We start from the raw sequence: 11,916 nt of genomic DNA on the forward strand, positions 1-11,916 counted from the left end.
CGGTCGATGACCGTCACCAGCGCTGGAGTGCTCCTGTATCGCACCGACGATGCGGGGGTGCTGCAGTTGTGGCTCGTGCACATGGGCGGCCCGTTCTGGGCGCGCAAGGACGAGGCCGCGTGGTCGATCCCCAAGGGGGAATACGCCGAGGGCGAGGATCCCTACGCGGCCGCACTGCGCGAGTTCGAGGAAGAGATCGGCGCGCCGCCGCCGGCCGTCGAGTACGAGTTACTCGGCGAATTCCGGCAGCCCTCACGCAAGCTGATCACCGTCTACGCGGCGGAGGTGAGCGAGGATGTCACGTTCGTCGAGAGCAACACGTTCGAGCTGGAGTGGCCGCCGCGGTCGGGGAAGTTTCAGCAGTTCCCCGAGGTCGACGACGCCCGCTGGTTCCCGGCGAGCGTCGCCGAGACGAAGCTGGTCAAGGGGCAGCGTCCGATCATCCAGGCGTTGCGCCTTCGCCGCCCGTGAGTACTTATTAACCCCCCGCGGTTAATAAGTACTCACGGGCGCGGGAGCGCACGCCAGACGGCGGCGGGGGTCATCGGGATACGACGAAGCCGGGCGCCGGTGGCGTCCGCGATCGCGTTGGCCAGGGCGGGGGCGACCGGGTTGTACGGGGACTCGCTCATCGACTTGGCGCCGTGCGGGCCCAGCTCGTCGTAGGTGTCCGCGAAATAGACCTCGGTGTCCGGCACGTCCACGAGCTGCGGGATGTGGTAATTCCGGAGCTGCGGGTTGAGCACTGTCCCGGCGCCGTCGAGCAGGATCTCCTCGTACAGCGCGCTGCCGATCGCCTGCGCGACACCGCCCTCGACCTGCCCGCGGCACTGCTGCGGGTTGAGGACCGTGCCGGCATCCGCCGCCTGGATGGACTGCAGGATCCGGACCTCCCCGGTGACGGTGTCGACCGCCACCCGGAACGCGTGCACGTTGAACACCACCGAGCGGGGGGTGCCGTCGTGCCTGCCCTCGGCGCGGATCGGTCCCTCGGGCACCAGCTTGTCGAGTTCGACGACCCGCCCGGCGACCTCGACCGCGTCGGGTGTCAGCGCGCAGTGTGCGTCCTCGGCGGCACCCGCGACGCGGCGGGCCACCTCGAACAGCTGCTCCCGCAATCGGGTTCCCGCAAGATGCACCGCCTTCCCCGCGACCACAGTGCCTGCCGAACCGAACGCGCCGGTGTCGTGCCCGGCGACGTCGGTGTCGGATTGCAGCACGGTGATCCGGTCGGCGGTGGTGCCCAGCGCGGACGCGGCGAGCTGGGCGTGCACGGTGGTGGTGCCGTTGCCGAACTCCGCGGTACCCACCCGAAGTTCGTACCGGCCGCCCTCGACGAGGGTGCAGGACACGTCCGCGAAGTGCCCCCGCGGCGGGATGGTCGCGATCATGGACGCCGCCATGCCCTCACCGACCCGCCACTGCGGGCCGTCCGGCGGGCGCACGTCGTTGCCGCGGCGCAGTGCGGCCTCCGCAAGGTCGAGGCACTGGTCGAGTCCGTAGCTGCCGTACGTGAGGTCGCCGTGCTCCACCTCGAAGTCGACGAAGTCGTCGCCTGGGACGACCACGTTGCGGCGGCGCAGTTCGAACGGATCGATGGACAGCTGCGTCGCCAGCTGATCGAGCGCGGATTCCACCGCGAAGATGATCTGGCCGAGCCCGTAGCCGCGGAACGCTCCGGACGGCAGGTTGTTGGTGTAGACGGCCTGTGCGTCCACCCGCTTGTTCGGCGACCGGTACAGCGCAACGGATTCGCTGCAGCCGTGGAACATCACGCCGACCGAGTGGTTGCCGTAGGCGCCGGCGTCCGAGAGCACGTCGACGGCGAGCGCGGTCAGCTTTCCGTCCCCGTCGGCCCCGACCTTCACCGCGACCCGCATGGGATGCCGGCACGGGGCGATCGTGAACTGGTCGGAGCGGGTGAACTCGTACTGCACCGGTCTGCCGGTGCGCAGAACCGCGAGGGCCACGAGGTCCTCGACCAGCATTTCCTGCTTCGCACCGAATCCGCCACCGACGCGGGCGGTGAACACCCGGACCTGCGAGCGGTCCAGCGAGAACAGGTGGGCGAGTTCGTCGCGGACGAGGAACGGCACCTGGGTGCTGCTGCGGAGGGTGAGCCGCCCGTCGGAGTCGAGCCAGCCGACGGCCGAGTGGGTTTCGAGATGCGCGTGCTGCACGCGTTGCGTCTGCCACGTGCCCTCCACGACGGCACCCGTGTCCCGCGCCGCCGCGAGTCCGCCCGCGAGGTCGCCGACTTCGCCGTGGACCTCGGCCACCAGGTTCCGGGACGGGTCCGCGATCCGGGAATCGGCGCCCTTGTCACCGTGCAGCAGGGGGGCACCGGGGCGGCGTGCCAGGTCGGGATCGAAGACCGGTTCCAGCACTTCGTATTCCACGTCGATCAGTTCCACTGCGCGCCGGGCGATGTCGACGGAATCCGCGACGACGGCCGCGACGCGCTGCCCCCGGAACCGGAGGATCGTGTCGAACACGTAGGTGTCGTCGGGGTCGTCGGTGCGGAACTCGTGGCGGGCCGTGGAGAAGGCGACGTCGGGACTGTCGCGGTGGGTGAGCACCGCGTGGACGCCGGGCAGCCTCTCCGCGGCGGACGTGTCGAGTCGGGTGATGCGGGCGTGCGCGTGCGGGCTGCCGAGGATCTGGATGTGCGTCAGGCCCTCGACGGCCAGGTCGAGGGTGTAGGGTTCGGCGCCGCACACCACCCGGGTGGCGGCAGGCGCGCGAATGGAGCGGCCGAACGACTCACCGGCACTGTCCGATTCGGTGGTGCACACGGCACCGACGGCGTCGCGAATGGCGCGATAGCCGGTGCAGCGGCACAGATTCCCCTTCAGTGAGCGCGGCAGGTCGGCGCGTTGACCGGAGTCGAGCGCGGACGCCGTCACGACAATTCCGGGTGTGCAGAACCCGCACTGGAAGCCGGCCGCATCGACGAACTGCTGCTGCACGGGGTGGAGTCGATCGGGACTGCCGAGCCCGGCCGCGGTGGTCACCTCACGGTTCTCGGCGCGATGCGCCGGCACCACACACGAGTGCACCGGAGCGCCGTCGAGCAGCACGGAACAGGCGCCGCAATCGCCGGCGTCGCAACCCTTCTTGACCGCGAACCGCTGCTGCTCCCGCAGGAAGGTGCGCAGGCACTGACCGGGTCGTGGGTCGGCATCCACCGACTGCCCGTCGACCGTCAATTTCATTCCAGCTCCCTCCTGATCTCCTCGGCGAGGACTCCCGTGACGTGCCGACGCCAGTCCGCGGCGCCGTGCGCGTCGGTCAGGTAGTCGTCGGGGGAGATCCGTTCCGACAGAGACCCGCTCAACACGTCGGGGCCGGGAACGGCGGGGAAGCGGAGGACGAACGGGCGGACGGTCGACGCGGTGACGGTCAGCGCGAAACCGTCCGCGTCGGCACGCCCGGCCAGCAGGGCGCCGGACCGTCCGAGCGGCGAGTACGCGATCTTGCGCAGCGACGTGCGGCCCCGCAATGCGGTGGCGGGAAGGTCGATGCTGCGGATCAGGTCACCGGTTCCGAGCACCGTGCGACCGGCATCGGTGACGAATCGGTCGACCGGGACTCGGCGTTCACCCCCGTCGGCGGTCCAGACCAGGAGTTCGGCGTCGAGGGCGCAGCACAGCGTGATCATGGCCCCGGCCGGGAGCGCCAGCGCGAGGTTGCCGCCGACGGTCGCGGTGTGCCAGATCTTCCACGACGCGACGAGGGACTCGGCGCACGGCCGGAACAGGCTCGTCGCCGTCCACTCGGCGGGAAGCGGTGCGTTGCAGAGATTCTCGATGGTGCACGTCGCGGCGAGCTCGAGTCCGTCGTCGTGGACGGTGATCGCAGGCCAGTCGAGGGTGGTCAGGTCCACCAGCCGGGTGACCGTCGGCTGCGGTTCCGAGTACAGCCAGGTGCCGCCCGCCAGGAACGCCGCTCCGGGTTCCGGGGCGGGCAGGTCGTCACGGCTGCGTGGGGCCGAGAGTTCCGTCACGAACGACAGATCCATCGACTCACCCCGCCTTGCGCACCAGGGCCCGGTGGGCCTGCTCGACCTCCGCGGCGACGTTCTCCTCGTTCATGGTGATCACTCTCCCACGCTCGACGACCGCTCGCCCGTTCACCAGAAGTAACTCCAGCGGCGGTGTGACTCCGAGCACCAGCGCGGCCACCGGATCGGTGATGCCGGAATGTGCGAGGGTGTCGACCCGCCACAGTGCGAGGTCGGCCAGTTTGCCGGGCTCGAGGGAGCCCAGTTCGTCCTCCCTGCCCAGGACGCGGGCCCCGCCGCGCGTGGCGAGTTCGAGGGCGGTGCGCACCGTCATCTCGCCCGGGCCGCCGCGGGCCCGCGCGAACAGCACGGCGTGCCGGGCCTCCTCGAGCATGTTGCACGCCTCGTTGCTGGCGGCGCCGTCGACGCCGAGCCCCAGCGGAACCCCCGCCGCGTGGAGGTCCTTGGCGCGGGCGATCCCGGCGCCGAGGCGCGCATTGGACGTGGGGCAGTGGGCTGCGCCGGTGCCGGTGCCTGCCATCGCGGCGATCGCGACGTCGTCCAGGTGGACGGCATGCGCGTACCAGACGTCGGGGCCCACCCAGCCGAGTTGCTCCATGTACTGCACCGGGGTGCAGCCGAACCGCTCGTGGCAGAAGTCCTGCTCGTCAAGGGTTTCCGCGAGATGGGTGTGAAGCCGCACGCCAGCGGAACGGGCGAGGGCCGCGGCCTCGGTCAGGAGGTCGCCGGTGACGGAGAACGGGGAGCAGGGCGCCACCGCGATCCTCAGCATCGAGTCGGGAGCCGGGTCGTGCCAGCGGTCGATGACGTCCTGGGTGCCCTTCAGGACGTCCTCGAGACGCTCCACCACCGAATCCGGTGGCAGTCCGCCCTGACTGTGGCCGAGGTCCATCGACCCTCGGCTGGGGTGGAACCGGAGCCCGACGGTCTGCGCGGCCTCGACCTCGGCTCCGAAGACGTCGCCGCCGTCGCGCGGCACGACGTAGTGGTGGTCCGTCGTGGTCGTGCATCCGTGCTTCGCCAGCCAGGCGAGACCGCCGGTGGCCGCGGTCCGGACGGCGTCGGCGTCGATGCCCGCCCAGATCGGGTACAGGGTGGTCAGCCAGCCGAACAGGGTGTCGTCGGCGGCGAGCCCGCGGGTGATCCACTGGTACAGGTGATGGTGGGTGTTCACCAGCCCGGGGGTGAGCAGGCAACCCCGTCCGTCGATCACCCGAGCGCCGTCGATCACCGGCGCGGGACCGGCACCGACGTCGACGATGCGGTTGCCCCGCACGACGACGTAACCGTCCGGATACTCGGTGCCCGCCGTGTCGACGGTGGCGACGTGCGCACCGGAGACGACGACGGTGGCCGGGTCGGCGGACATCAGCTGAGCCAGCCTGCGTACGCCGACCACGCGGGTCCGGCGTCCGGGGCGTCGGACCGCTGCACCGTCGCCTGGATCAGGCCGTACGGGCGGTCGGCGGCGTGGAAGACCTCGTTGTCGTTCGCTACCCCGAAGCGGGCGAGGTCGTGGGCGAAGTGGTGCTTGTTGGGCGCGGACAGGCGCACTTCCGCGAGCACGGGGTAACGCTCGAGGATGGCCTTGCCGATCTCGTACAGCGTCTGCTGCAGGGCGAGCGAGTGGACGGTCGCGAACGTCGCGACGATCTGCTCCTTGATGCCGGCGTAGACACCGTTCCAGTCGACGTCGGTGGTGACGAACCGCCATTGCACGACAAGCGAAGTCGCCATCACCCGGTCGTGGGTCTCCTCGAGGATCGTGTACTCGTCCTTCAGGAATCCGAAGAACTCACTGCCCGTGGACTTGAGGATCACCAGATCCTTCAGCCCGCCGACGACCCACGTGCCGTCGGCGTCGACGGTGATCGCCGCGGTGCGCACCTCCTCACCCGTGCGCACCCAGGTGTGGTCGTGCTCCGCTCCGTCGACCACCGCGCGCTGCCAGGCGTACTCCTCGATCTCGATGCGGGCGCCCTCGACCGGGGCCACGTCGTCCACGAAATGTCGTGCCAGCGTCAGCCCGTACTCCTCGATGGAGTCGAGGCCCTTCTCCTTCGCGTAGGAGTACGCCGTCTGCTTCTGGGTGTCGGTGGGCAGCACCGAACTCTGGTCGCCGGCGAGATGCGCCGCCGAGAAATCGCCGCGCAGGCAGGTCGACACGCTCACGTCCCGGATCTCGTGCCGGGGGGTGTCGCGGTAGATCCGCACGATGCGGTTCTCGGCTTTGCCGTACTGGTTGTCGCCCAGGACGATGGCGCCGGTGAGGTCGGTCATTCTTCAGCTCCCGCGGTAGGTGGAATAGGCGAAGGGGGACAACAGCAACGGGACGTGGTAACCGCGCTGCGGGTCGTCGAGGACGAACGTGACGCACACCTCCGGGTAGAACGTCTCCTGGCCGCGGGCGGCGAAGTATTCGCCGGTGTCGAAGGCCAGCGAATAGGTGGCCGCGATGAGACCCTCCGGCGCGATTTCGGCGATGCGGCCGTCCGAATCCGTCGCCGCGCTCGCGATGACGTCGCCTTCAGGTGACAGCAGGCGGACGTGCATCCCGGCCGCGGGTGTGCCGTCGGTGGCGTCGAGCACGTGGGTGCTGAGGATCTTGGACATCAGTGTGCCGTGTCTCCGATCTCGCCGAGAAGGCGTTCGAGGCGTATCCGGTTGATGGCGGCCAGTTCGGTCCGCAGGATCTTGCGCTCCGTGGCGCCGTCGTTGCCGAGGCGGTCGCGCAGCACGTCCAGCAGTTCGTGCGCCGACCGACCGGACGCGCACACCAGGTAGACGTGCCCGAACTTCTGCTCGTACTCCTCGTTACCGGCCCGCAGGCGCGCGCGGACGTCGTCGTCGGCGGCGGCGACCGCCGACTGTTCGCGAGCGGACGACGGGTTGTCCGCCCGGTCGCCGATCCTCGGGTGGCCGGCCAGGGCCGCGTCGATCTCGGACTCCGTCAGGTCGCCGAGCACGTTCTCGGCGGCGGTGTACAGCGCGTCGGCGGACGGAAACGGACGGCCGGCGGCCATCCGCTGCGCCCACACCGTCGACGAGCAGCACTGCACGAGCAGATCGACGGCCCGCGCGTCGCTCAGTGCGTTGAACGAAATCAGGCCGGGCGGTTCGGTCATGAGGGCTCCTCGCTCGTGCGCCTTTTCGGTACCTCTGGCTACCACTATGGCGCACCGGTGGCGGTCAATTCGGCGATAAGCCCTGCTTCGTCGACCCTGGTGCTGTGTCCGTCCCGGATCAGCACTTCGCCGTCGACCAGCACGGTGTCGACGATCTGCCGGCTCCCGGTGGTCAACAGCGTCGCGCCCGGGTCGCGGACCGGCAGGCAACCGAAGTCGCGCTCGAAGCGGATCAGGGTCAGGTCGGCTGCGCCGCCGACGGCCACACCGTTCGGGCGGGACGCGAAACCGACATTCTCGTTCGCGCCGTTCGTCGCGAGGTCCATCATGGCGTCGAATCCGAACAGGTCGGCCGTCTTGCGATGCGCCCGCTGCACGTAGGCGCCCATGCGCAGCGTTTCGAGCATGTCCTGGGTGTCGTTGCTGGCGGCGCCGTCGACGCCGAGCCCGACCGCGATGCCTGCCTCGAGCATCTCCGGGACGGGGGCGACGCCGCTGCCGAGACGCATGTTGCTCATCGGGTTGTACGAGACGGCCACACCGCGGCGGGCCAGCACCGCGCGCCCGTGGGCGTCGAGTTCGCAGCAGTGCACGGCGAGCAACCGGTCCCACAGGAACCCGTTCGTGTCGAGGTAGTCGACCGCGCCCGCGCCGCCGTGTTCGCGGCACATCACGTCGTCGGTGGGGGTCTCCAGTAGGTGGATCGACACGGTCATGTCGCGTTCGCCCGCGAACTGCCGCACTGCCGCCATCCCCTCCGGCGTCAGCGACCGGGGGTTGGGGACGGCCAGACCGACCGTGACGCGTGTGCCGTCGGCCTGCTTGACCAGCTGGTCGGTGTGCTCGAGCACGCCGGGCAGCGGCTGCAGGAGGCGCGGGTCGACGCCCCATTTGCGCGTTGTGTCCGCGCGGTCCGCCACTCCGCGGCCGAGGAGCGCCCGCACGCCGGTGTCTTCCAGGGCACGCAGCACCGCGTCGTGCACGTCCGGAGACGGATGCGGCCACATGTGCTCGACCAGCGCCGTGGTTCCGCTGCGCAGGGCGTCGAGGCTCGCGGCGACCGCGGCCAGGTAGGCCCGCTCCGGGGTGATGACCGCGGATTCCTCACCCACGGTCAGCAGCCAGCTGAGCAGCGGCTGCCCCTCGCCGATGCCGCGCATCAACGACTGCTGCAGGTGGGTGTGGGTGTTGACGAATCCGGGGATCAGATATGCCCCCGCACCGTCGACCGCTGTGGCCCCCGACGGTGCCGGAGCGGTCGGGCGGATCTCGGTGATCAGACCGTCGGCGATCAGGACCTCGCGGTGCGGCAGCCAGCTGCCGTTCGAGTAGACGGTGACATCGGAAATCAGATCGGCATGCATCCGCATCCTCCATGGGTTCTCGGGAGTGCGGCTGGTTCGCGCCCGCCGGACACGGGTTCGCACATTGCTCGTTTCAGCCATGGGCAATGTGCTCCGAAATATAGCGGGATCGTGTTTCCATCAGATTTCCTGTGCAGAAACAGGTCTCGCGACAACCGAGGCGCAGAAGTCGACGAGTGCCGTGACCAGGGCCTTGCGCGCCGACAGTTGCGGGGCGTGATCGCTGTCCAGCGTCACCACCCGCGCGCCCGGCACCCGGTCCTGCATCGCACGCTGCGTCACGAGCGGTACCGAACGGTCGAGCGTCGCCTCCACGTACAGGCGCGGGACGGAGCCGAACCGCTCCGGCGTCCACGTCGGGGCCATGAGACGTGCAGTCTCGAGTTGCGGCAGCAGCTTTCGCGCAGCAGTGATCGCATCACCGGCCGACGATTCGTGAAAGAACACGGCGGCTGCGACTTCCGGCGGCACAATGGTCCCGGATCCGTCGGGGGTGGACTCCAGCCAGGCCGAGACCCCGACCGGTTCCGGTAGGTGCAGGTCTGCGCAGAGGTCGCCGAAGTTGCTTCCCGAGGGCAGCATCATTCCGGCGACATACACCACACCCGCGATCCGGTGCGGAATGCGTTCGGCCACCTGGGTGGCCACGATGCCGCCTCCGGAGTGTCCGGCCACGAACACGGGCCCGCCCAGCGAAACAATGTGCGCCACGACGTCATCCGCCACGGCGTCCAGGCCGGTTCGCGCACCGTCCGGCCAGCTCCCGACACCGGGAAGGTCGAGCGGGTGCGGCTCGTACCCGTTGTCGCGCAACGGCTCCAGAAGTGTGTCCCACACCCAGCTGCCCGCCCACGCGCCGTGGACCAATACGACGTGCCCACGGGTCACCGGGCGGCCGCCCGGTCCGCCGCGGCGAGGACCCGCTCGGCCTCCCGCCCCGCGGCCGTGTTCTTCTTGCCGTGACGCGAACCCGCCAGTTTCGCCTTGATGTGCTCACGGACCGTCACCGGCTCGTAGCCGTCCTCGGAGCCGCCGCACAATTGCGGCAACGACGCGATCACCGCATCGACGTTGCCGTCGTGGAAGAACGCCGCCGATCGCCGGCGCTTGATCGTTCCGTCGACGACGGGGGGAGTCACCCGGTGCAGCGTCGACATCCACCGGTCGTTCGTGAGCCGGGCGGTGAGATCGCCCAGGTTGACGAGCAGCGCGCCCTCCGCGGGGCTCACATCGTGCCAGCGCTCGTCGCGTCCGAGCACCTGCAGGCCTGCCACGCGATCGGCCCACAGCACGGTGACCAGTCCGAAGTCGGTGTGCTCACCCATACCGGTCAGCTCGCCGTCCAGGGTGACGCTGCCCTCCGGCAGCGCGTAGTTGTTCATGCGGAGGACGTCGATGGAATGGTCGGTCAGGGCGGTGAAGAACTCCGGATCGAGCCCGAGGGCGTCGGCGAAGATCCGCGTCAGGGTGCGGGCGACGCGCTCGCCGTGCGCGTAGTAGGCCTGCACGGAGTGCGTGAAGGAGGGCACCTCGGGCCACACGTTCAGTCCGTAGTCGTCCTCGGACAGGTCCAGGTCCGGGAACGACCGGGCCTCCGTTCCGACGTTGTAGGCCTCGAAGAAGTCGTTCATCCGGGTGGCCGATTCGACGCCCAGGCTCAGGCTGAGTGATTCGCTCTTCGGCGGACTGTACCCGCGGTTGGCGCCCTCCACGCGATACGTCTTCTTCGTCTCCAGGGGCAGCGCGAAGAAGTCGTCGACGGCGCCGGCGAGTCCCTCGACCACCGGTTCGGGGATGCCGTGACCGAGGATCTGGATGAATCCGACGGTGGCGCAGGCCGAGTCGATCTCGCGCGCCACCCGGGCGCGTTCCGTGTCGGACCCGCCGGTCACGTACGGGGAGATGTCGATGACGGGGACGTCGAACGGCTCAGGCACGGGCGGCAACATGCGGCTCCTCGGAGGTCGGGGGAACGGGGTCGGCTGCGATGACGGGTGCGGAGGCGGCGCGGGCGGCAGCGCCGATCCGAGTGTGGTTGAACAGCAGGTTCAAGGAGAACGCGGAGATGGCGGCGAGTGTGATGCCGCTGCCGAGCAGGATCTGGGCGGACGAGTTGAAGTGCTCGAACATGCCCTCGGCGAACTCGGGGAGCAGGCCGATGCCCACCGACACCGCGACGATGGTGGTGTTGATCCGGTCGCTGAGATCCACCTTGCGGAGCGTGTTCATCCCCACCACCGCGACCGTCGAGAACAGGATGATGCCGACCCCGCCGACGACCGGCGCGGGCAGAGCGGCGACGACGGTGCCCATCTTCGGGATCAGTCCGAGGACGATCAGGATCGCACCGCTGGTGGCCGTCACGTACCGGCTGTGGACGCGGGTGGTGGCGACGGCTCCGACGTTCTGCGTGAAGATCGTGTCGACGAACGCATTGAAGATGCCGCCGAGTACGCCGGACAGCGCATCGCCGACGAGGCCACGGGCCACGTCGCCCTTGGTGAGGGGCTTTCCGGTGATCTCGCCGAGCGCAAGCATGCTCGCCGTCGACTCCGCGAACACCACTGCCATCACGATGCTCATCGCCACCACCGCCGTGATCGGGAACTCCGGCGCCCCGAAGTGGAACGGAGCGGTGATGCCGAACCAGGGGCTGCCGGAGACGCCGCCCAGGTCGATCAAGCCCATCGGAATCGCGACGAGCGTGCCGATCACGAGGGCGAGGAGCACGCCGAGCTGGGTCCAGATCCCGCGGCCGAGGCAGAGGAAGGCGATCGCGACGAGCACGACGACACCGGCGAGCATGATGTTGCCGGGATCCGCGAAACCGTCTGCCGTCGGATCGTTTCCGACGATGAGGCCGGCGGCGACGCCGATCAGGGAGATGCCGACGACGGTGAGGACGACCCCGGTGACCAGCGGTGGGAAGAACCGGATCAGCCGCGCGAAGGGTACGGCGAGGGCGAGTCCGACGAGGCCGCCTGCGAGCATCGAACCGTACACCGCCTGCAGCCCGTATTCCTTGGCGATGAGGATCATCGGAGTCAGCCCGGCGAACGTGGCGCCGCAGACGATCGGCAGCCGTGCGCCGGCCAGCTTGCCCACCCCGAGGCTCTGGATGATCGTGATGATGCCGGCGATCAGAAGGTCGGCGCTGATCAGCAACGCGACGGTGGACTTGTCGAGTCCTACTGCGGCACCGAAGACCAGCGGGACGGTGATGCAGCCGGTGTACATGATGAGCACGTGCTGCAGACCGAAGGCCGCTTGCCGCACCAAGGGCAGGCGCTGGTCGACTGCGTGGAAGGACATGGGTCGATCTCCGTCCGAGTGAAGGGAGCGTTCGAGTTCACGTTCTATTGAGCACGTCAATCTTTACTAAGCAGGGTCAATTTCGTTTCGT

11 protein-coding genes are annotated in these 11,916 nt (G+C 69.3%); 1 reads left to right on the forward strand and 10 read right to left on the reverse strand.

Going from position 1 to position 11,916, the window contains the following annotated elements:
- The first annotated feature begins 6 nt into the window (after window positions 1-6).
- A complete protein-coding gene (locus tag CJ177_RS25020) occupies window positions 7-471 on the forward strand; it encodes an NUDIX domain-containing protein (RefSeq protein WP_095868885.1) in 465 nt (154 codons plus the stop codon).
- A gap of 32 nt (window positions 472-503) precedes the next feature.
- Here the strand turns inward: CJ177_RS25020 and CJ177_RS25025 are convergent, their stop codons facing one another.
- From CJ177_RS25025 to CJ177_RS25070, 10 genes are all read right to left on the reverse strand, one after another.
- Window positions 504-3,215: a molybdopterin cofactor-binding domain-containing protein gene (locus CJ177_RS25025; protein WP_095868886.1), complete on the reverse strand. Its 2,712-nt coding sequence runs from the start codon at window positions 3,213-3,215 to the stop codon at window positions 504-506.
- Entirely contained in the window at window positions 3,212-4,021 is an 810-nt protein-coding gene (locus CJ177_RS25030) for a xanthine dehydrogenase family protein subunit M (RefSeq protein ID WP_095868887.1), read from the reverse strand. Before CJ177_RS25030 ends, CJ177_RS25025 begins: the two co-directional genes overlap by 4 nt.
- Window positions 4,022-4,025: 4 nt before the next feature.
- Window positions 4,026-5,393, reverse strand: a complete 1,368-nt coding sequence (locus CJ177_RS25035) for an 8-oxoguanine deaminase (RefSeq protein ID WP_095869221.1) — start codon at window positions 5,391-5,393, stop codon at window positions 4,026-4,028.
- Window positions 5,393-6,304, reverse strand: coding sequence for a factor-independent urate hydroxylase (pucL, locus tag CJ177_RS25040; RefSeq protein WP_005244846.1), 912 nt, complete (start codon window positions 6,302-6,304; stop codon window positions 5,393-5,395). The genes CJ177_RS25035 and pucL overlap by 1 nt, the downstream gene beginning before the upstream one ends.
- A 3-nt stretch (window positions 6,305-6,307) precedes the next feature.
- The gene (gene uraH, locus CJ177_RS25045; protein WP_005244845.1) at window positions 6,308-6,637 is read right to left on the reverse strand and encodes a hydroxyisourate hydrolase; all 330 of its coding nucleotides are present in this window, start codon (window positions 6,635-6,637) and stop codon (window positions 6,308-6,310) included.
- Window positions 6,637-7,149 carry a 2-oxo-4-hydroxy-4-carboxy-5-ureidoimidazoline decarboxylase gene (gene uraD / locus CJ177_RS25050; protein ID WP_005244844.1) on the reverse strand — a complete coding sequence of 171 codons (513 nt, stop codon included), beginning with the start codon at window positions 7,147-7,149 and terminating at the stop codon, window positions 6,637-6,639. The genes uraH and uraD overlap by 1 nt, the downstream gene beginning before the upstream one ends.
- Window positions 7,150-7,193: 44 nt before the next feature.
- The gene (locus CJ177_RS25055) at window positions 7,194-8,513 is read right to left on the reverse strand and encodes an amidohydrolase family protein (protein WP_095869222.1); all 1,320 of its coding nucleotides are present in this window, start codon (window positions 8,511-8,513) and stop codon (window positions 7,194-7,196) included.
- Between the two features lie 120 nt (window positions 8,514-8,633).
- Complete coding sequence (locus CJ177_RS25060) at window positions 8,634-9,401, reverse strand: alpha/beta fold hydrolase (protein ID WP_095868888.1); 768 nt, start codon at window positions 9,399-9,401, stop codon at window positions 8,634-8,636.
- Window positions 9,398-10,462 (reverse strand): isopenicillin N synthase family oxygenase, encoded by a 1,065-nt coding sequence (locus tag CJ177_RS25065; protein ID WP_005244841.1) that lies wholly within the window; start codon window positions 10,460-10,462, stop codon window positions 9,398-9,400. Before CJ177_RS25065 ends, CJ177_RS25060 begins: the two co-directional genes overlap by 4 nt.
- Window positions 10,443-11,825 (reverse strand): uracil-xanthine permease family protein, encoded by a 1,383-nt coding sequence (locus tag CJ177_RS25070; protein ID WP_061043599.1) that lies wholly within the window; start codon window positions 11,823-11,825, stop codon window positions 10,443-10,445. The genes CJ177_RS25065 and CJ177_RS25070 overlap by 20 nt, the downstream gene beginning before the upstream one ends.
- Window positions 11,826-11,916: the final 91 nt, after the last annotated feature.

It is taken from the genome of Rhodococcus sp. ACPA1 (genome assembly GCF_002300195.1).
Lineage (GTDB): Bacteria > Actinomycetota > Actinomycetes > Mycobacteriales > Mycobacteriaceae > Rhodococcus_F > Rhodococcus_F opacus.